Origin of the sequence: Dactylosporangium sp. NPDC005555, assembly GCF_040605635.1 — a bacterium.
Lineage (GTDB): Bacteria > Actinomycetota > Actinomycetes > Mycobacteriales > Micromonosporaceae > Dactylosporangium.
In genome coordinates this window covers 128,404-147,026 of record NZ_JBEXDG010000012.1, presented here as the reverse complement: position 1 = coordinate 147,026, position 18,623 = coordinate 128,404, and the positions used below count along the sequence as shown (strand labels likewise).

The following is an 18,623-nucleotide window of genomic DNA, read 5'->3' as shown; positions in this document are numbered from 1 at the left end:
CCCGGTCCGCAACGCACCGGGTCTTTCGTCAGAGGCTCCGCGGGATGCCGGTCGGCATGCCCAGGGTGTTCGTGAGCGCCAGCCGGGCGTTGAGGTTGCCCTGGTCCGCGATCTGGCTGTAATACGCCTCCCGGCGGCGGGCGATGCAGCCGCCGGCGCGTTCCCGCGCGGCGAGCAGCTGCGGGTCGAGGTGGTTGTTGAGGCCGTCGCGCAGCAGAACCAGGGCCTCGGCCCGCAGCTGGCTGACCCGGCTCTCGGTCACGCCCAGCTCCCGGGCGATGTCGTGCATCGGCCGCTCGTCGAAGAAGTACGACGTGATGACCGTGCGCAGCCGCTCGGGCAGCGCGCCGATCGCGTGGTGCAGGTAGCCGATCTTCTCCCGGTGCAGGATGAGGTCCTCCGGGCCCGGGGTGCGCTCGGGGACGAGGTCCTCGGCGGTCCCTGCGGTGAAGCCCTGCAGCGACAGCACCACGGCGCGCTGCACGTCGTCGTCGATCGTCTTGAGCTCGTCCGGGGCGATGCCCAGCGCCTCGGCCAGCTCCGTCTGGGTGGGGGTGCGGCCGAGTGTGGCGGTGAGTTCCTGCTGGGTGGTCTCGACCTTGCGGGCGCGGGTGCGCACGGAGCGGCTGGCCCAGTCGAGGCCGCGGAGTTCGTCGAGGAGGGCGCCGCGGATGCGGGTGGTGGCGAAGCTGCCGAAGGGGATGCCCCGGCTGGGGTCGAAGCCTTTGGCGGCGTGGGCGAGGGCGGCCATGCCGGCGGAGACGAGGTCTTCGCGGGAGACGTGCGCGGGCAGCCGGCCGAGCATCTCGCGGACGAGATGCCCGACGAGCGGCAGGTGGGCGCGGACGAGATCGTCCCGCTCGCGCGCGCTGGTGGTGGTAGCGGTGCTGCTGGGTCGAGCGTGGGTGGCGGTGCTGGTCACGGCAACCTCTTCGTGGCAGGAGTGGGTCTTCGTGGGCCGGGAGAACCTCCCGGCAAGATCCAGCCTCTGTCACTTTGGGTACACAAACGGTCGCACTTGGTTGCGAACAGGTTGTTGTCCTCAGGCAGCGTCCTTGAGGTCCTTCACGTCCTGCAGTTCCGAGGTCGGCATGCCCAGTGCCGTCGTGTGCGCGAGCCGTGCGCTCAGGTCGCCCTGGCGCGCGATCTGGCTGTAGTACGCCGCCCGCCGGCGCGCGACGCAGCCGTTGCCTCGCTCCGGCGCGGCGACCATCTGCGGGTCGAGGTGGTTGTTGAGGCCGTCGCGCAGCAGCACGAGCGCCTCGGAGCGCAGCTGGCTGATCCGCGACTCGGTGACGCCGAGCTCGGCGGCGATGTCCGTCATCGGCCGCTCCTGGAAGAAGTACGCGGTGACGACGTGCCGCAGCCGCTCGGGCAGCGCGTTGACGGCGTGGTGCAGGTAGCCGATCTTCTCCCGGTGCAGGATCAGGTCCTCCGGGCCCGGGGTGCGCTCCGGCACCAGGTCCTCGGCGGTCCCCGCGGTGAAGCCCTGCAACGACAGCACGACCGCGCGCTGCACGTCATCGCCGATCGCCTTCAGCTCCTCGGGCGCCACCCCGAGCGCCTCGGCCAGCTCGGCCTGGGTGGGGGTGCGGCCGAGTGTGGCGGTGAGTTCCTGCTGGGTGGTTTCGACCTTGCGGGCGCGGGTGCGCACGGAGCGGCTGGCCCAGTCGAGGCCGCGGAGTTCGTCGAGGAGGGCGCCGCGGATGCGGGTGGTGGCGAAGCTGCCGAAGGGGATGCCCCGGCTGGGGTCGAAGCCTTTGGCGGCGTGGGCGAGGGCGGCCATGCCGGCGGAGACGAGGTCCTCGCGGGAGACGTGCGCGGGCAGCCGGCCGAGCATCTCGCGGACCAGGTGCCCGACGAGCGGCAGGTGGCTGCGCACGGCGGCGTCCAGCTCGGCGGGGCTCAGGAAGGTCCGGGCGGTCTGGGCTTCGGTGGTGACGGTCACGGCAACCTCTTCGTGGCAGGAGTTGGTCGAGAACCAGCCTCGGTAGCCGTGGGTGCAGATCCGCGTCACACAAAGTTGCGGGGAGGTTGTACTCAACCCTCGTATCGACCTGCCGACCTATGTGGGTGAAGCGATCGATGACGCGGTGAAGGGCGGCACACGCATGGGGCTGGCGGATCTCGCGAGCATCCTGTGGCGCGAACGCGAGATGCTGGAGCTGCTGCTGTTCAAGCTCGAGGAGGAGCAGCTGGTCCTCGCGGGCGGGCGCACCCGCTGGCTCGCGCACGCCACCCGCGAGGTCGAGGTCGTGCTGGAGGAGATCCGGCGCACCGAGGTCGTCCGCGCCGCCGAGGTCGAGGCGATCGGCGCCTCCCTCGGGCTCGGGCCCAACCCGAGCCTCACCCAGCTCGCCGAGGCGTCCCCTGCGCCGTGGTCGGACCTGCTCAACCAGCACCGCATGGCGTTCCTGACGCTGACGGCCGAGGTCAGCGCGCTCGCCGAGGCCAACCGCGACATCCTCACCACCGGTGCGCGGGCCGCCCGCGAGACGATGCTGGCCGTCGCGGGATCGGTGGAGACCTACGGGCGGCGGGGGCAGACCGTCGGGTCCGCCCCCCGCAACCGGCTAGTTGACGAGGCGATGTAGATGAGCACCTTCTCCGGCCTGAACACCGCACTGTCCGCGCTCTACGCGCAGCGCCGGGCGCTGGACGTCACCGGCCAGAACATCGCCAATGTCAACACCGAGGGCTATTCGCGGCAGCGGGTCGAGCTGTCCCCGGTCGAGAACGTGACCGAGCCCGCGCGGTACTCGCTGAGCGCCGGCGTCGGCGACGGCGTCAGGATCACCGGCGTCACGCGGCTGCACAACGAGTTCATGACCAACCGCACCCGCTCCGAGCACGGGCTCAACGAATACCTGCAGGCGCAGAAGACCGTGTACGCCAACGTCGAGCAGGCGCTCGCCGAGCCCAGCGACAACGGCCTGCAGGCGCAGTTTTCGGACTACTGGAACGCCTGGTCGGACGTCGCGAACCGGCCCGGCGACGCCTCGGCCCGCACGCAGCTGCTCTCCCGGGCCAACACGGTCGCCGGGACGATGCGCACCACCCGGGCCAACCTCGGTGAGCTGTACACCGCGACCCGCGAGCAGCTGACCGCCGATGTCGACGTGGTCAACCAGACCACCGCGGGCATCGCCGACCTCAACACCCGCATCGCCCTGGCGAAGGTCGCCGACATGCCGACCAACGAGCTGTCCGACAAGCGCGACACGCTGATCCTGCGGCTGTCGGAGCTGACCGGCGCGACCGCCCGGCCCAAGAAGGACGGCAGCACCGACGTGCTGCTCGCCGGTGCCGTGCTGGTGCAGGGCGACACGGTGCGCGCGCTGCAGGCGGTCGGCTCGACCACGGTCGACGGGCGCACGATCGCGCCGCCGCAGGTGCAGTTCGCCGACAGCGGCGGGGTCGCCGCCATCGCCTCGGGCCGGATCGCGTCGCGGCTGGAGGCACTCAACACGACCGTCCCGGACGCCGTGCAGGGCCTCGACGACGTCGCGGGCCAGCTCATCACGAGCGTGAACGCCCAGCACGCCCAGGGCTGGGACATCACCGTCGTCCCGCCGGCCACGACGCCGACACCGGTGCAGGGCGGGGACTTCTTCTCGGGCACGGACGCCGCCGACATCGGCGTGGCGATCGCCGACCCGACGAAGGTCGCGGCGTCCAGCACGGCCACCAACCCGTTCCAGGGCGACAACGCGACCCTGCTGGCGAACCTGGCGAAGGACCCGGCGGGCGCCGACGTCCAGTACCGCAACTTCGTGGTGGACATCGGCATCTCGGCGCAGACGGTCAACCGGCGCGCCGACGCGCAGCAGGTCATCGCCGACGACGTGACCGCGGCCGAGCAGGCCGAGTCCGGGGTCAGCCTGGATGAGGAGATGACCAACATGCTGCAGTTCCAGCGGGCGTACGAGGCGGCGGCGAAGGTCATCTCGGTGGTCGACAGCACCCTCGACTCGCTGATCAACATGAAACGGTAGGGGTACGGATGCCCGGCTTCCGCGTCACGGAACGGTCCATGGCCAGCAACACGCTGGCGAACCTGCAGGTCAACCTGGCCCGCAACCAGCAGCTGCAGAATCAGCTGTCCAGCGGCAAGCTCATCACCAAGGCGTCGGACTCGCCCGGCGGCGCGGTGATCGCGATGCAGCACCGCGCGGACATGGCGACGCTCAACCAGTACTCGCGCAACGCCGACGACGGCATCGGCTGGCTGAACATGGCCGACACGTCGCTCTCGAGCGCCTCGACGCAGCTGAACCGGGCCCGTGAGCTGGTGCTCTCCGGCCTTTCGAGCGGCTCGGCCGGCAGCCCGGAGGCCCGCGAGGCGATCGCCCTGGAGGTCGAGAACATCCGCGACTCGATGATCAACCTGTCGAACACCACCTATCTCGACCGGCCGATCTTCGGCGGCAGTACACCCGGCGCCATCGCCTTCGACAAGAACGGCGTCTACCAGGGCGACGACGGGAAGATCAACCGCACGATCAGCGGCAACGCCACCGTCCGCGTCGACACCGGCGCCGAGGACGTCTTCGGCTCCGGCAACACCAACGTCTTCCACCTCCTGGGGAAGATCGCCGACGACCTGCGCAACGACCCGGTGGGCCTGCAGGCCGACCTCTCGGAGGTCGACACGGCGCAGAAACGTATCCAGGCGGGCCTCTCCGGGGTCGGTTCCAGATACAATCAAGTGTCCGAAATGCAACAAACCGCCCAGAACAGGGTGCTCGATCTCCGGGCGCAGCTCTCCGACGTCGAAGACATCGACCTGCCGAAGACGATCACCGAACTCGCTCTGCAGCAGACCGCCTACCAGGCCGCGCTCGCCGCCACCGCGAAGGTGATCCAGCCGTCGCTGGTCGACTTCCTGCGGTAGGCCGCGCAGCAAGCACACACCGTGAGGAATCCATGAGCGTCGCGACTGTGGGACACCCAGAGACCACCACCTTGCCGGTGATCGACTTCGTAGCGCCGATGCCGGGCTTCCCGGACGACCGCCGGTTCGTGCTCGTCCGTCTCGAGGACACCGGCGCGCTGTACGCGCTGACCTCGGTCGACTCGGCGGGCCTACGGTTCCTCGTGGTGCCGCCGGCGCAGTTCTTCCCCGACTACGCGCCGGAGGTCGACGACGACGCCCTCGCCGCGCTCGGCGTCAGCGACGGGGCGGGCCTGCTGGTCCTGCTCGTCGTCACCGCCGGCGACGGGGTCGAGGACGCCACCGTCAACCTGATGGCGCCGATCGTGCTCGACCAGCAGAGCCGCCGCGCGGTGCAGCTGGTCCTGACCCGCAGCGGCCTGTCGGTCCGGCAGAGGCTCGTGGCCGTCGCCTGATCGGGTCTTCCAGCCCGCAGAACCGGCATATCGGGTACTGTTCGCGTATCGCCCAGCGAAGGAGCGGCTTGTGCTCGTCCTGACCCGACGTCCCGGGGAAAGCGTGATGGTCGGTGACGACGTCGTCGTCACCGTGCTCGACGTGCGCGGCGACGTGGTGCGACTGGGCATCAAGGCGCCGCGCAGCATCCAGGTGCACCGCGAAGAGGTCTACCGCGAGCTCCAGAAGGTCAACCGCGAGGCCGCGTCGCCCAGCGACGTCGCCGTGCGCGCCCTGAGCCGCATGCTCCGCGCCGACGTCGAGCAGCAGTAACCGGGGGAAACCCGACTTCTCAGGACGCCACCGCCGATGCCGATAGGCCGGGTGGGTAACGCCTCGAGAAGGGCACGTCCATGGCCGCACTGCGCGGATGGCTACGAAACCGGCCGATCGTCGTCAAGCTGGGCGCGATCTTCTTCGTGTCCCTGCTCACCGTCGTCGCGCTGGTCGCCGTCGGCGTCCGGACCCTCGCCGACGGCGAGGACCGTGCCCGGCAGCTGGAGCGGATCGGCCAGCTGACCAGGCAGACCCTCGAGGCGGACATGGCCCACGACGCGATCCGCGGCGACGTCCTGCGCATGCTCCTGGCGGTCTCCCGCGGCGGCGACGTCAGCGCCGAGGCAGCCGAGGTCAAGGCCGATCTCGCCGGCCACAGCGCGATCCTCGGCGGCGTCGTGACGACCTTCACCGCCGCCGGCATCGACGCCTCCGTCCGTGCTCCCGCCCAGGTCGTCGCCCCGGCGATCGCGAACTACATCGACCTCGCCGGGCAGACCGTCACCGCCGCGATCGGCGGCGAGCGCGCCCCGGCCTCCTACGCCGGCTTCCAGACCGCCTTCTCCGAGGTCGAGCAGAAGCTCCCGGCGGTCAGCGACGCCCTCGAACGGGTCGCCGCCGCCGCGTCGCGGTCCGTCGGCGACGAACGCGACAGGGCCGTGTACCTGCTGTCCACCGCCGGTGGCATCGGCCTGCTGGTCATCGTCGCGATCAGCTGGCTCGTCATGCGCGGCATCATCGTGCCGCTGCGCGACGTGTCCGTCGTGCTCAACGGCATGGCGGAGGGCGACCTCACGCACACCTCGAAGGTCGACTCCACCGACGAGGTCGGCCGGATGGCCCTCGACCTCAACCGGGCCATCGGCAGCGTCCGCGGCACCGTCCAGTCGCTGTCCACCTCGGCGCGCACCGTCGCCACGTCCGCCGACCAGCTGTCCGGCTCGTCGCAGCGGATCTACTCCGCCGCCGAGCTCGCCGGTGCGCGGTCCGGTGCCGCCAACCTCGCCGCCGGCGCGGTCTCGCTGAACGTCGACACCCTCGCCTCCGCCAGCGAGGAGATGGGTGCCTCGATCGCCGAGATCTCCCGCAACGCCAACGACGCCCTGCGCGTCGCGCGCGACGCGGTCACCATGGCCGACCAGACCAACACGATGATGTCCCGCCTCGGCGCGTCCTCGGTGGAGATCGGCAACGTGGTCAAGGTGATCACGTCGATCGCCGGGCAGACCAACCTCCTGGCCCTCAACGCCACCATCGAGGCCGCCCGCGCCGGCGACGCGGGCAAGGGCTTCGCCGTCGTCGCCGGGGAGGTCAAGGAGCTCGCCCAGGAGACCGCCCGCGCCACCGACGACATCAGCCGTCGCGTCGAGCAGATCCAGGCCGACGCCGACCGGGCCATCGAGGCGATCAGCGAGATCGGGTCGATCATCGCCCGCATCAACGACTTCCAGGTCACCATCGCGAGCGCCGTGGAGGAGCAGACGGCCTCCACGCAGGAGAGCAGCCGCACCGTCACCGACGTCGCCACCCGGGCCGGCGAGATCGCGGCGACGATCGCGGACATCGCCGACGTGGCCGGCCGCAACACCGCCGAGGCCGACACGTCGCTCACCGCGGCCCGCCAGCTGGCTCGCATGGCCGACGACATGAACGCCCTCGTCGCCCGCTTCCGTTTCTGACGAATCAGCAGACGTCACCGCTTCGCGCGGCCGAAAATTGATCCATGCTCCACAGCGACGCCGACCTGCGGACGCTGAGCGCCCCGGACCGTTGGCGGCGTATCGCGCCGTTCCTCACCGTGGCGGTCCTCGCCTTCGCAACGGCCCTGCTCCCGCCGCTGGTCGACCAGGTCGCGCTCCTCTCGGCCCTCGTCGTGCTCGTCCTGCTGCTCGCCCTGACCGTCACCGTGCCGTGGGACCGCCTGCCGGTCATCTACGAGGCCGTGCGGCCGCTGGGCTTCTTCGGCGTCGTCGCGCTGCTCGACATCCCCGAGACCGGTGACGCGCCGGCCGGTTACGGCGTCCTCGTCCTGCTGCCCGTCATCTGGCTCGCCCTGTATCACGGCCGCCTCGCCACCGCCGTCGGCGTCGCCGCCCTGGCCCTCGTCTCCATCGCGCCGATGCTGCGCAGCGACGACGTCCTGCGCCAGGAATGGCGCCGCAGCCTGCTCGTCTTCGCGCTCGGCGCACTCATGGCCTCCGTGGCGCAGGCCTGGGTCCGCCGCAGCCGCGCCGGCGCCGCCGAGCTCGACGCGCGGACCCGCGAGGCCGGCCGGGAGCGGGACTTCAACCGCGCCATCCTGGACAGCGCCGGCTTCCTCGTCATGGTGCTGGACACCGACGGCCGGATCACCGCCTTCAACCGCCGCTGCGAGGAGGTCACCGGCTTCACCGCCGAGGACGTCGTCGGTCACCCCTTCTGGAGCGCCGGGCTGTCCATCGACGACACCGGCCGCGGCGACGACGCCTTCGCCCACCTCACCGCCGACGCGTTCCCCAACACCTTCGAAAACGACTGGCTCGCCGCCGACGGCACCCGCCACCGCATCGTCTGGAGCAACACCGCCCTCACCGACGAGCACGGCAGGCTGACCCACGTCATCGGCACCGGCCTCGACGTCACCGAGCAGCGCCACACCGAGCGCCGCACCGTCGAGGCGATGCGCTACGCGCTGGACCGCGAGCGCGCCGCCACCGCCCGCCTCCGCGAGCTCGACAAGGTCCGCGCCGACCTGGTCGCCACCGTCTCCCACGAGCTGCGGACCCCGCTCACCAGCATCCTCGGCAACGTGGAGGTCATCGTCGACGGCGACGCCGGCCCCTTGCAACGCCCGCAGGCCCGGCTCCTGTCCGCCGTCGAACGCAACGCCCGCCGCCTCCTCGCCCTCATCGAGGACCTGCTGATGCTGTCGCGCATCGAGGCCGGCCAGGTGAAGATCAACGCCGCCCCGGTCCAGCTGCGCACCGTCGTCTCCGGCGCCCTGGAGGCCCTGCAGGCGGTCCGCCTCCAGCGCGGCGTCCACCTCCGCGTCGAGCTGCCCGAAGCCCCGGTCGTCGTGCACGGCGACCGCGAACAGCTCGAACGCGTCGTCATCAACATCCTCGACAACGCCCTGAAGTTCACCCCACCCGGCGGCAACGCCCGGCTCACCGCCGACGTCGACGGCGCGCAGATCCGCCTCACCGTCGCCGACACCGGGATGGGCATCCCACCCGACGAGATCGACCACATCTTCGAGCAGTTCTTCCGCTCCAGCCGCTCCCAGGAACGCCAGAGCCAGGGCACGGGCCTCGGCCTCGCCATCACCAAGACCATCGTCGAACGCCACGGCGGACGCATCTGGGCCCACCCCGCCCCGGACCAGGGCACGGTCGTCACCTGCCTCCTCCCGCTCCACGACGCCCCGGTCCCCGCCCGCTCCGCCTCCTGAGCCCCGGCTCAGCCGCCACCCTCGGGAGGGTCCCTGTCCGGCAGCGCCGGCGGCGGACCCTGGTGCCTGCGAATGGTGCCGCGGACGACGATGGTGTTCACGGCGCTCGCCAGCTTGATCTCGGCGTTGAGGTACCGGACGTACGCCCCGTCCGCCGGCGACCGCCGCGACGGAACCCTCGCCAGCTCCTGATAGGCCTGGATGAGCTCGATCGCCGCCGGCCGGAGCTCCACCGAACCGGGCGTCATGAAGAACCGCGCGTTGGCCTCGTACCGGTCAGGCCGGACGGCGAACGCGTCGCCGGCGGGAAGCCCTCGCTCGTGCGCGTCCCGCAGCTGCCCCACGAAGCGTCCGTACCGGACGGCGAGCTCGGTCGCGGCCTCGGCGATCCTGTCCACCGCCGCCTGCCGCCGCTCGGCCCGGCGCCGGAGCACGTCGGCCAGCAGGACGAGCGTCCCGCCGATGAACGCACCGATCACGCCGAAGACAGCTTCCACCCGCCCATGGTGAGTCCCGCCCGCAACGGGCCGGAAGCCCGGTCGTCCGGGCCTGGAAAGACGGCAGGTGGCCACGTCCGGAGTGACCCGGACATGACCACCGCACCGATCTGTACCGCTGGTCTGGAGGACCTACAGGGCCAGGTCGTACTGGTACAGGTTGTACTTCGCCATCAGGGCGACCAGCTTCGTCGTGTACAGCGGGTCGGTGGCGTAGCCGCCCTTGTGGACCTCGGCGATGAACTGGTTCGGGTCGTTCGTGTAGTTGAAGGCGGCCGCGTAGCGGGCCAGGTTCTTGATCGCCATGCCGTGGTCGGTGAAGGAGGCCGCGGACGTGGCGTACGTGCGGAAGGTGGCGACCGTCGTGCTGCAGACGCCGGCGGCGGTGCATTCCTGGGTGCTGTACGAGTGGCAGCCGGCAGCGTAGGAGCCGGGCACGTTGTTGAAGCACTTCATGCCGAAGAAGTTGCGGTCGTTCGCGGACAGCGAGCTGCGGCCCCAGCCGGACTCGAGGATCGCCTGGGCGAGGGTGACGGAGGTCGGCACGCGGGTGTCGCGCTGGCTCTGCTGAGCGGCGGGGATGGACGCGGCCAGGAACTCCGCGTTCGTCATCGTGCCGGTCGGGCCCATGGGGACCGCCGCGACGGGCGTCGCGACCACGGCCGGGGTCGGCGCCGGGGCGGGCGGGGTGACGACGCAGGCCGGCAGCTTGGGGTTGCCGGAGACGTACGCGTGGGAGATGAAGTCACCGATCGCGGTGCGGTCCCACTGGGCGGTGCGCCGGACGTTGCCGCGCAGGTACTGGCCGGTGACCTTGCAGGTGACCGTGACCTTCGCCTTGTTCTTGATCTTCCGGGTCTGGGTGAACCAGTTGGCGGCGCCGTTGCGGGCGGCAAGGCTGCCGTTGACGCGGACGGAGATGACGGCCGCGTCGGCCGGGGCGGTGGCCACGACGAGCGTCGTCGCCGTGGCGGCGAGCGTGAGCGCGGGGACGAGGACGAACTTCTTGAGGTTGCGCAGCATGTATTGATCTCCCATGAGGGGTGGGTGGTCCCCTCAAAGATCGCGAGATCAGGTTGTGCGCCCGGGTACGTGCCGGGTTGCCGGAACGTTGCTTCAGTTCGTGCCGTACTGCTGCTTGAGCGTCAGATAGTCGCCGAGGCCGAGTCCCCGGTACGCCGTGGAACAGTCGGGCAGGCCGTCGGTCATCGTCAGCGCGCCGTGCTCGGCGAACGCCACGTGCCCGAGCCCGAACGCGTGCCCGAACTCGTGCGTGACCGTGCCCTCCAGGTCCCACCGCGAGGAACAGTCCGCCGGCGTGGTGGTGAAGAACAGCCCCTCGGTGTCGTCGATGAGGATGTCCGTCTCGACGCTGCGCCCGTTCTCCTTGCCGCCGAACCACCAGATGCAGGTGACCGCGAGCAGCCCCTGGTCCAGCCGGCCGAAGGAGACGGCGTTGTGGCCGTCGCGCTCGCCGCAGCCACCGGCGGCGGTCACGCCCGCCTTGTGATCGGTGCGGCCGGCGTACGACTCCTGAATGCCGAGATTGGCCGGCAGTCCGCAGTCGTTGCGCCCCGTGTCCACGGTGGTCGCCGCGCTGCGCAACGATGCGACGACGGTCGCGCGGTCGCCGAGGTACGCCGGAATCGTCTGCTCGTTGACGCGCCAGCGCAACTCGCTGCGCCAGTGCATGCCGAGCCATGTCCCGGCCGGGTCCGCACACCTGCCGCCACTGTCAGCGGCCCCGGCGGGCTCGCCGACGGGTGGACCCGGGATGACCGGCAACCAGCCACGCGCGACCGCGGAGCGTGACACGTTCACCGTCACCGTCGGAACGGTCAGCGAACCGGCCACGAGGACCAGCGCGAGCAGCTTTGCCAGACCAATGTCGATCTTTGGCACAAACTCATTCTGAGCCGCGCGCCACCCCGAAGGGGTGACTTTCCGTAAACAGGATGCCGACATGGCCCGGTGGATTCCCTGCGGCGGCCCGCCGACACCTACCCGGGCATCCCTCGCCGGGTGTTCATCCCACCCGCATCGCACCCGTGGAGAACATCGCCGCACCATGACACCCGGTCATCATTGGATCACCGGAAACCGCCGAGAAGGAGTTGAGGATGACGAACCTGATCGCCAGGCTGCACGCCCGTCTCGTGCGCGACGACCGCGGCGCCGCCACCCTCGACGTCGGCCTCGTGGCCGTCCTCGTCGGCATCACCGCGGTCGCCGCCACGACCCTGATCGGCGGCGACACCTCCACCTGGTGACAGGTTGGTCCTCCGGACCGGCAGCGGAACGACCCGGCGACTCCGCCGGTACAGATCTCATACGGCATTCGCGCGGCGGTCATGCCCGGCTCACCCCGGACATGACCGCCGCCTTTTGCGTCGGCTGCGATCATCACGCGGTGGCGGTCTGGGATTTCGGCGGGAGGTTGTACGAGGTCGTGTCGACGCACAGTGGCCCTGACGACGCGTGGGTGTACGAGGTGACGGGGCTGAGCGGGGCGCCCGGCACCGGACCGTGGCTCGAGGTCGTCATTCCCGACGCGACTCCCGACGGCCCGTTCACGCCGGTGCCGGCGGAGCGCGCGTTCGTCCGGGCCGGGGGCGGCGTGGTGCCATGGTCGATCGACTACGTCGACGTCAGGATCCCGGATTCGGCCGGCAGCGACCAGGTCACGCTCACGATGTACGGCATGTGGACGATCCCGCGGCCCGTCTTCCACCGCTTCATCGCCGCGGTCGCAGCATCCGGCGACATCATCGCCGGCGGTTGACAACGCGGCGTCAGAACGCAGTGGCGGTCAGTCGATTCCCTTGCTGGGGGCGGGATTCAGGAACTCGACGCGGGTGGAGGCGACGTACTGGTCGCGCTGCTCGAGGAAGTGTCTGACGTGGGGCCGGCGTTCGTGTTCCTCGAACGCCTCACGGTCGCGGTACAGCTCGTAGAAGACCCGCGCCAGTGGCTCGTCGTGGACGGTGTGGGTCGCGTAGACAAGGGTGCCGGGTTCCGTGGTCCTGATGCCTTCGCCGGTGAGGGCCACGAGGGCGTCGAACGCCGCGGCGCTGGGTGCGTCCTTCAGGTCGAACCGTACAACCAATGCGAACATGCCCCACACCCTTGCACCGGCGCGGGAACGACGAGAACGCGGACCGGCCGAAGGGGCCGGTCCGCGTTCTTGAGAGCAGCAGGGTCAGGCGGCGTCCGCGGAGACGAGGAGGCCCTGGTTGACGGCGGCCATGAGGGCCTGGGAGCGGTTGTTGACGCGGAGCTTGCTGTACAGGCGGGACACGTAGGTCTTGACGGTGGCTTCGGAGACGGCGAGGCGCTGGGCGATGGTCGGCAGGCTGAGGCCGTCGCGCATGAGGGAGAGGACCTCCTGCTCGCGCTGGCTGAGCAGGCCGGTCTGGCCGCGGCGGCGGGAGAGGGCGGAGGACAGGCCGGGCGCGGTGAAGGAGTGCGGGGCGACGGCCGCGTGGCGGATGGCGGCGAGGACCGACGGGATGGGGGCGGCCTTGGTGACGTAGGCGGACAGGCCGGCGTCGAGGGCGCGGTAGAGGAGGTTGTCGTCGCTGACCGCGCTGAGCAGCACGACGCCGAGGTCGGGGCTGGCGGCGCGGAGGCGGCGGGCGAGGCCGATGCCGTCGCTGTCGGCGAGGGAGGCGTCGATGGTCACGACGTTGGCGCGGGTCTCGGCGACGACGCGTTCGGCTTCCGCCGCGCTGCCGGCCTCGCCGACCAGGGTGATGTCCGGGACGGTCGCCACGACACGGTTGAGGCCGAGTCGGAGAAGGACGTGTTCATCGACGGCGACCAGTCGGATCGTCATCTGGGCTCCTCAAGGAAAGTGTGCCGTGGCCTGCACGTTTACGGCGTGGATCATTGCCTCGTAAGCGTCGCAGGCGGCATGGTTGGGAGGCCAGACGCTGCAATCGACCTGCGCTCGTCGGCAACCGTGCTGCACCGCGGGACAATCGGACACCGGTGGACACCGTCAGCTCTTCGGCCGGAAATCAACGTGGCCGAGGCCGGAGGCGACGCGCGACCGAGGCCGGAGGCGACGCGCGACCGAGGCCGGAGGCGACGCGCGACCGAGGCCGGAATCATCGCGTGGCGAAGGCCGGGGTCAGCGTGAGGGAGGCGGCAGGGCGGGCAGGCCGGGACGGGGCAGCGTGATGCGCATGGTGGTGCCGCCCCCGGGGGTCTCGTCGATCACGAGACCCGCGTCGTGCGCCTCCACGATGCGCTGGCAGGTGGCGAGGCCGATGCCCGAGCCCTCGATGTCGGTGCGCAGCCTGGTGAACATCTCCAGCACGCGCGGGCGGTCCTCGGCGGCGATGCCGATGCCGTTGTCGGTGATGGCGATCGTCCAGCCGTCGGGGGTTTCCGTGCCGGTGACGGCGATGTGACACTCGCGCCCGCGGTCGCGGAACTTCAGCGAGTTGCTGACCATGTTCTGCACGAGGACGCGGAGCTGGGTGGCGTCGCCGTACGCCATGGGCAGCGGACCGACGTCCACTGTCGCCCCGACGGCCGAGATCGCGGCGCCGACGTCGTCGACGACCTGGTGGACGATGGCGCCGAGGTCGACCGGGGCGAAGGACGGGCGTCCGCCGAGCGACGCGTGCGACAGGACGTCCTCGATCATGCGCCACATGCGCGTCGCGGAGGACAGGGCCCGGTCGATGCAGCGTTTAGCGGTGGGGTCGGCCATGACCGCGTCGGTGTCGGCGAGCATGGCGACGAAGCCGAGGACGCCGGTGAGCGGGTTCTTCAGGTCGTGGCTGACCTGGCCGGCGAAGTGCTGCAGGGAGGCGTTGGAGCGCTGCAGCTCGCGGGTCGTGCGCTGGACCTTGTCGAGGGCGTGCTCGAGGAGCTGGCCGTGCCGGTGCAGGTCCATCACGTCCATGACCATGCGGGCCAGCTTGTCCAGGCCCTCGCGCTGCTGCGGGGTGAGCTCGTGCGGCTGCTGGTCGAAGACGCAGAGGCTGCCCAGGACGTGGCCGTCCCGGTCGCGCAGTTGAGCGGAGGCGTAGAAGCGCACGTCGTCGATCTCGCCGGTGACGAACGGGTTGCGGGCGAAGCGCGGGTCGAGGGTCGCGTCGGTGACGACGACGGTGTCCGGCTCGACGATGCTGACCGCGCACATCGAGTCCTCGCGGTCGCAGACGCCGGCCTGGAAGCCGTAGGCGGCCATCTGGTGCTGGTGGGTCGAGGAGATGATGTTGACGACCGCGTTCGGCACGCCGCAGACGTACGCGGCGAGCTCGACGACCGACGGCAGGTCCGGCAGCGGGGGAGCGTCGAGGATGCCGTAGTCCGCGAGTGACCGCAGCCGTTCCTGCTCGTCGGCCGGGACCGGGAATGTCTTGGTGGTCATGGTGGCGACGATATGCGGCGAAAGTTGCTGGTCAGCCCAGTTCGTACTCCAGGACCAGGGTGTGCGAGCCGTCGTCGGCGATCACGATCTCGGCGGTGCCGCTGCCTTGGTTCCCATGCGTGGAAGCCTGTCCTACGAACCTGACAATCCGCGTCAGGAATGGGGAAGCGTGATCGTGACGGTGACGCCGCGCTGCTCCACGGACGTGACCATGCCGCCACGGTGCCTGGCGGCGATCTCCCGGCCGAGCATGAGGGCGAGTGCGCCGGTGCGGTGCTCGCCCGGGTGGTCCGGGTGCGGGATCCGCATGGACAGCAGGCGTTCCGCGCTGAGCGGGCCGGCGACGGTGGCGGCGATCCGCACCGTCCACACGCCCGCGTCGCGGGTGACGGTGACGGCGATCGGCCGGTCGGCGTCGTTGACCACACCGGCGACGTCGACGGCGGTGCGCAGCAGCTGACGCAGCAGCGGCGCGTCGCCGAAGAGGTGCGCGGCGTCCGGCACGTCCAGGGCGACGGCGAGCCCGCCGGAGACCTCGTTGAGCAGCGGCCGCAGGTCGACCCGGACCGCGTCGAGCGGCGCCTCGGCGGCCTCCAGCTCGGCCAGGAGCATGAGGTCGGCGACGGTGAGCTGCATGCGCTCCGCGTTGCGCCGGATGGCGGTGAGCGCCGAGTGCCGGTCGCTGGGATCGAGCTCGAGGATGTCCTCGGCGGCGTCGAGCATGTTCGCGAACGTAATGATCGACGTCAATGGGGTGCGCAGCTCGTGGGCGGCCACCCGGATGAACTCGGTCCGCAGCTCCGACATGCCCCGTGCGCCGTCATCAGCCGCTGCGGTGTCGGGCGAAGTGGCGGTGTCCTCAGCGATGCGCACCCCCTCGGTCCTCCGGAAACGTTACAGGACATGTCATTACATTGCGTAGTATATGTGTGTACCGACAGTAAGCGGCGAATGTCGCAAGGGCTGCCGGCCGAGGAGAACTTTGCGTGGAGAGACCGACCGTCTGGTCGACGCGGGCCTGATCGAGGGCGCCGTGGTCGACCTGGCGGTCCGTGCCGCGAACGCGACCACCGTGGTGGACGCGCAGCGCCTCGTCGCGCGGTTGCGGGGCTTCTCGGGGGTGCGCAGCGCCGAGATCGTCTCCGCCCTGACGCCCGTCGTCGGCGAGCTCGACCTGCTCGAGCGGCTGCCGGTCGGGCCCGCCCAGTGGGGACAGGAGCTGCGCGTGGAGTTCAGCGCCGCCCCCGCCCGCACGGAGCTGCTCGCCGCCGCCGCGGAGATCGCCGCCGCCGCCGACCGGGCCCTCGCCCAGCCGTGCCGTGCCGTGCCGCCGCCGCCGATGCTCGGCTCGCCGCTCGCCTGGGCGATCACCACCGGCGCGCGGGCCATGATCCTGACCGTCGACCCGGCCCGGGGGTGGAGCGCGCTGTCCGACTCGTTCGGCACCGTCCTCGGGTACGACCGGCACAGACCCCCGGACTACCGCGTCATCGACCTGATCCACCCCGACGACCGACCGGCCGCCGTCGCCATGTTCCTCACCTGCTGCACCGGCCGGCACCCGGCGGGCGCGGTCGACCTGCGGCTGTGCACCGCCACCGGCCGCTGGCGCACCGTCGAGGTCGTCGCCCGCACGTTCGTCGACGACGCCGAGGTCGGCGCGGTGGTCTTCTTCGGTATCGACGTCACCCGCCAGCGCGAGACCGAGCGGGCCGTCGCCGTCGAGCAGCAGCGCCTCGCCCGGCTCGTGGAGACGATGGACGACGGGCTCCTGCTGCTCGACGAGCAGGGCCGGGTCGGCCTGGCCAACCTCGCCGCGCACCGGCTCCTGGACACCGGCATGGCCGGCCCCGGCACCGTGCGCGGCCGGCTGACCGGTGACGATCCGCTCGACTGGGCCGGGGTCATCACCCGCACGGTCGAGCGGCTCGGCCCGGACTCGACCCGGGTCGGGCGGCTGCGCGAGGCGCTGCGCTTGCGGCACGCGATCGTCGGCGAGGAGATCCCGTTCGACGACGGGCGCGTCCTGGAGCTCGACCTGGTCCCGGTGGCCGGCCCCGGCGAGTCCGACTCCGGCACGCTCGTGCACATCCGCGACATCACCGCCCGGGCCGCGGTCCGCCGCGGTCTCGAGGAGCGCAGCCGCGGGCTGGAAGAGCGCAGCCGCGGGCTGGAAGAGCGCAGCCGCGGGCTGGAAGAGCGCAACCGGGCGCTGATCGAGGCGACCGCGCTCAACAACGAGTTCGTCGCCAGCGTCTCGCACGAGCTGCGCGGCCCGCTGTCGTCGGTCGTCGCGTTCGCCCATCTGCTCGGCGACGTCACCATCGGCGACCTGTCGGAGGACCAGCGCACGTACCTCGACGTCATCGACCGCAACGCCAACCGGCTGCTGCGGCTGATCGAGGACCTCCTGCTGCTGTCCAGGCTGGAGGCGCGCACCCTCCAGCTGAAACCGGTGCCCACCAGGCTGTCCGAGCTGCTCGCGGTCGCCGTCGCCGAGCGGACCCCGGCGGCGCTCGCGGCCGGGGTCGACCTCGTCCTGGAGTGCGCCGAAGGGCCCGAGATGATCTGCGACGACACCCGGGTCCACCAGGTCGTGGACAACCTGGTGAGCAACGCGGTCAAGTTCACGCCGAGCGGGGGGCGGGTCACCGTCCGGGCCGGCCCCGGTGATGACGGCTGGACGATCGCCGTCGCGGACTCGGGTGTCGGCATACCCGCCGCCGACCTGCCCCGGCTCTTCAGCGCATTCTTCCGCGGCTCCAATGTGGCCGCGGTGGTCGGGCGGCAGGTCATGCCCGGCACCGGGCTCGGGCTCGTGGTGAGCCGGGCCATCGTCGAACTGCACGGCGGCGGCATCAGCGTCGCCAGCACCGAAGGAGTCGGCACGACGGTCACGCTGTCGTTGCCTTCGCGACCAGCACGAAACGGGGGATGATCGTGAGCCGACTTCTCGTCGTCGAGGACGATCCGGATATCGCCATGGCTCTGCGCCTGCTGCTGACGCGGGCCGGACACCAGGTCGCACACGCCAAGGACGGCAGGACCGGACTCAGGGACGCGTACACGGAGCGTCCGGAGCTCGTCATCCTCGACATCGGCCTGCCCGGCATGGACGGATGGCAGGTCCTGGAGCGGTTGCGGGACGTCAGCGACGTCCCGGTGCTGCTGCTGACCGCGCACGGGCAGGAGTCGGACAAGGTGCGGGGACTGCGCGGCGGTGCCGACGACTACCTGACCAAGCCGTTCACCAACGCCGAGCTCGTGGCGAGGGTCGAGGCGCTGCTGCGGCGCAGTGCCGGGCCCGCGTCCTGGGCCGACGAGGTGTACGACGACGGCGTCCTGCGCATCGACCCGGCGGCCCGGCGCACGTTCGTCGCCGGTGACGAGGTGCGCCTGACGCCGACCGAGTTCCGGCTGCTCAACGTGCTCGTCCGGCACGCCGGCGCGGTGCTGTCGCCCAACCAGCTGCTCGCGCAGGCGTGGGACGACCCGACCGGCATCGGCCCGGAGCGGGTCAAGTTCGCGGTGCTCCGGCTGCGGCGCAAGCTCGGCTGGACCGACCCGGACGCGTCGCCGATCGAGTCGGTGCGCGGGTTCGGGTACCGGTACCGGCGCCCCGTGCTGGACCGGGCGGGCGAATAA

General features: G+C 71.1%; 20 protein-coding genes. 11 read left to right on the top strand and 9 right to left on the bottom strand.

Features of this window, described 5'->3' with window-relative positions; genetic code table 11:
• Positions 1–28: 28 nt before the first annotated feature.
• Together ABZS58_RS16535 and ABZS58_RS16530 are read right to left on the bottom strand one after the other, a co-directional pair.
• Positions 29–922, bottom strand: a complete 894-nt coding sequence (locus ABZS58_RS16535; RefSeq protein WP_354782121.1) for a FliA/WhiG family RNA polymerase sigma factor — start codon at positions 920–922, stop codon at positions 29–31.
• A gap of 120 nt (positions 923–1,042) precedes the next feature.
• The gene (locus ABZS58_RS16530; protein ID WP_354782119.1) at positions 1,043–1,948 is read right to left on the bottom strand and encodes a FliA/WhiG family RNA polymerase sigma factor; all 906 of its coding nucleotides are present in this window, start codon (positions 1,946–1,948) and stop codon (positions 1,043–1,045) included.
• Between the two features lie 163 nt (positions 1,949–2,111).
• On the opposite strand from ABZS58_RS16530, the gene flgN reads away from it, so the two are divergent.
• The 7 genes from flgN (at position 2,112) to ABZS58_RS16495 (ending at position 9,095) form a co-directional block, all read left to right on the top strand.
• Positions 2,112–2,594, top strand: a complete 483-nt coding sequence (gene flgN / locus ABZS58_RS16525; RefSeq protein WP_354782117.1) for a flagellar export chaperone FlgN — start codon at positions 2,112–2,114, stop codon at positions 2,592–2,594.
• Entirely contained in the window at positions 2,595–3,995 is a 1,401-nt protein-coding gene (gene flgK / locus ABZS58_RS16520) for a flagellar hook-associated protein FlgK (protein ID WP_354782115.1), read from the top strand.
• A gap of 8 nt (positions 3,996–4,003) precedes the next feature.
• The gene (gene flgL / locus ABZS58_RS16515) at positions 4,004–4,894 is read left to right on the top strand and encodes a flagellar hook-associated protein FlgL (protein ID WP_354782113.1); all 891 of its coding nucleotides are present in this window, start codon (positions 4,004–4,006) and stop codon (positions 4,892–4,894) included.
• A gap of 77 nt (positions 4,895–4,971) precedes the next feature.
• Positions 4,972–5,349, top strand: a complete 378-nt coding sequence (locus tag ABZS58_RS16510; protein ID WP_354782111.1) for a flagellar assembly protein FliW — start codon at positions 4,972–4,974, stop codon at positions 5,347–5,349.
• Between the two features lie 70 nt (positions 5,350–5,419).
• Complete coding sequence (gene csrA, locus ABZS58_RS16505; protein WP_203847552.1) at positions 5,420–5,662, top strand: carbon storage regulator CsrA; 243 nt, start codon at positions 5,420–5,422, stop codon at positions 5,660–5,662.
• Between the two features lie 80 nt (positions 5,663–5,742).
• Positions 5,743–7,344, top strand: a complete 1,602-nt coding sequence (locus tag ABZS58_RS16500; protein ID WP_354782109.1) for a methyl-accepting chemotaxis protein — start codon at positions 5,743–5,745, stop codon at positions 7,342–7,344.
• Positions 7,345–7,388: 44 nt separating this feature from the next.
• Complete coding sequence (locus ABZS58_RS16495; protein ID WP_354782107.1) at positions 7,389–9,095, top strand: ATP-binding protein; 1,707 nt, start codon at positions 7,389–7,391, stop codon at positions 9,093–9,095.
• An 8-nt stretch (positions 9,096–9,103) separates the two neighbouring features.
• Here the strand turns inward: ABZS58_RS16495 and ABZS58_RS16490 are convergent, their stop codons facing one another.
• From ABZS58_RS16490 to ABZS58_RS16480, 3 genes are all read right to left on the bottom strand, one after another.
• Positions 9,104–9,592, bottom strand: a complete 489-nt coding sequence (locus ABZS58_RS16490) for a hypothetical protein (protein ID WP_354782105.1) — start codon at positions 9,590–9,592, stop codon at positions 9,104–9,106.
• 132 nt (positions 9,593–9,724) lie between these two features.
• Positions 9,725–10,630: a sporangiospore maturation cell wall hydrolase GsmA gene (gsmA, locus tag ABZS58_RS16485; RefSeq protein WP_354782104.1), complete on the bottom strand. Its 906-nt coding sequence runs from the start codon at positions 10,628–10,630 to the stop codon at positions 9,725–9,727.
• 78 nt (positions 10,631–10,708) lie between these two features.
• Complete coding sequence (locus tag ABZS58_RS16480) at positions 10,709–11,494, bottom strand: hypothetical protein (RefSeq protein WP_354782102.1); 786 nt, start codon at positions 11,492–11,494, stop codon at positions 10,709–10,711.
• Between the two features lie 218 nt (positions 11,495–11,712).
• Here ABZS58_RS16480 and ABZS58_RS16475 point away from each other — a divergent pair, with 218 nt between their 5' ends.
• Both ABZS58_RS16475 and ABZS58_RS16470 read left to right on the top strand, forming a co-directional pair.
• A complete protein-coding gene (locus ABZS58_RS16475; protein ID WP_354782100.1) occupies positions 11,713–11,862 on the top strand; it encodes a hypothetical protein in 150 nt (49 codons plus the stop codon).
• Between the two features lie 140 nt (positions 11,863–12,002).
• Entirely contained in the window at positions 12,003–12,374 is a 372-nt protein-coding gene (locus ABZS58_RS16470) for a hypothetical protein (RefSeq protein ID WP_354782098.1), read from the top strand.
• Positions 12,375–12,401: 27 nt separating this feature from the next.
• On the opposite strand, the gene ABZS58_RS16465 is transcribed toward ABZS58_RS16470, so the two are convergent.
• The 4 genes from ABZS58_RS16465 to ABZS58_RS16450 form a co-directional block, all read right to left on the bottom strand.
• The gene (locus ABZS58_RS16465) at positions 12,402–12,707 is read right to left on the bottom strand and encodes an antibiotic biosynthesis monooxygenase (protein WP_354782096.1); all 306 of its coding nucleotides are present in this window, start codon (positions 12,705–12,707) and stop codon (positions 12,402–12,404) included.
• An 84-nt stretch (positions 12,708–12,791) separates the two neighbouring features.
• Positions 12,792–13,427 (bottom strand): response regulator transcription factor, encoded by a 636-nt coding sequence (locus ABZS58_RS16460; RefSeq protein WP_354782094.1) that lies wholly within the window; start codon positions 13,425–13,427, stop codon positions 12,792–12,794.
• A 297-nt stretch (positions 13,428–13,724) separates the two neighbouring features.
• Positions 13,725–14,978, bottom strand: a complete 1,254-nt coding sequence (locus ABZS58_RS16455) for an ATP-binding protein (RefSeq protein WP_354782092.1) — start codon at positions 14,976–14,978, stop codon at positions 13,725–13,727.
• Positions 14,979–15,131: 153 nt separating this feature from the next.
• Complete coding sequence (locus ABZS58_RS16450) at positions 15,132–15,851, bottom strand: HAMP domain-containing sensor histidine kinase (protein ID WP_354782090.1); 720 nt, start codon at positions 15,849–15,851, stop codon at positions 15,132–15,134.
• Between the two features lie 109 nt (positions 15,852–15,960).
• Between ABZS58_RS16450 and ABZS58_RS16445 the strand changes: the two genes are divergently transcribed.
• A complete protein-coding gene (locus ABZS58_RS16445; protein ID WP_354782088.1) occupies positions 15,961–17,916 on the top strand; it encodes an ATP-binding protein in 1,956 nt (651 codons plus the stop codon).
• The gene (locus ABZS58_RS16440) at positions 17,913–18,623 is read left to right on the top strand and encodes a response regulator transcription factor (RefSeq protein WP_344512041.1); all 711 of its coding nucleotides are present in this window, start codon (positions 17,913–17,915) and stop codon (positions 18,621–18,623) included. The genes ABZS58_RS16445 and ABZS58_RS16440 overlap by 4 nt, the downstream gene beginning before the upstream one ends.

Bases quoted from the DNA above. Each gene is read 5' to 3' on its own strand.
- ABZS58_RS16440 (WP_344512041.1), top strand. From the start codon at position 17,913: ATGATCGTGAGCCGACTTCTCGTCGTCGAGGACGATCCGGATATCGCC.
- ABZS58_RS16455 (WP_354782092.1), bottom strand. From the start codon at position 14,978: ATGACCACCAAGACATTCCCGGTCCCGGCCGACGAGCAGGAACGGCTG.
- flgN (WP_354782117.1), top strand. From the start codon at position 2,112: ATGGGGCTGGCGGATCTCGCGAGCATCCTGTGGCGCGAACGCGAGATG.
- ABZS58_RS16460 (WP_354782094.1), bottom strand. From the start codon at position 13,427: ATGACGATCCGACTGGTCGCCGTCGATGAACACGTCCTTCTCCGACTC.
- flgK (WP_354782115.1), top strand. From the start codon at position 2,595: ATGAGCACCTTCTCCGGCCTGAACACCGCACTGTCCGCGCTCTACGCG.
- ABZS58_RS16465 (WP_354782096.1), bottom strand. From the start codon at position 12,707: ATGTTCGCATTGGTTGTACGGTTCGACCTGAAGGACGCACCCAGCGCC.
- flgL (WP_354782113.1), top strand. From the start codon at position 4,004: ATGCCCGGCTTCCGCGTCACGGAACGGTCCATGGCCAGCAACACGCTG.
- ABZS58_RS16500 (WP_354782109.1), top strand. From the start codon at position 5,743: ATGGCCGCACTGCGCGGATGGCTACGAAACCGGCCGATCGTCGTCAAG.
- ABZS58_RS16475 (WP_354782100.1), top strand. From the start codon at position 11,713: ATGACGAACCTGATCGCCAGGCTGCACGCCCGTCTCGTGCGCGACGAC.
- gsmA (WP_354782104.1), bottom strand. From the start codon at position 10,630: ATGGGAGATCAATACATGCTGCGCAACCTCAAGAAGTTCGTCCTCGTC.
- ABZS58_RS16495 (WP_354782107.1), top strand. From the start codon at position 7,389: ATGCTCCACAGCGACGCCGACCTGCGGACGCTGAGCGCCCCGGACCGT.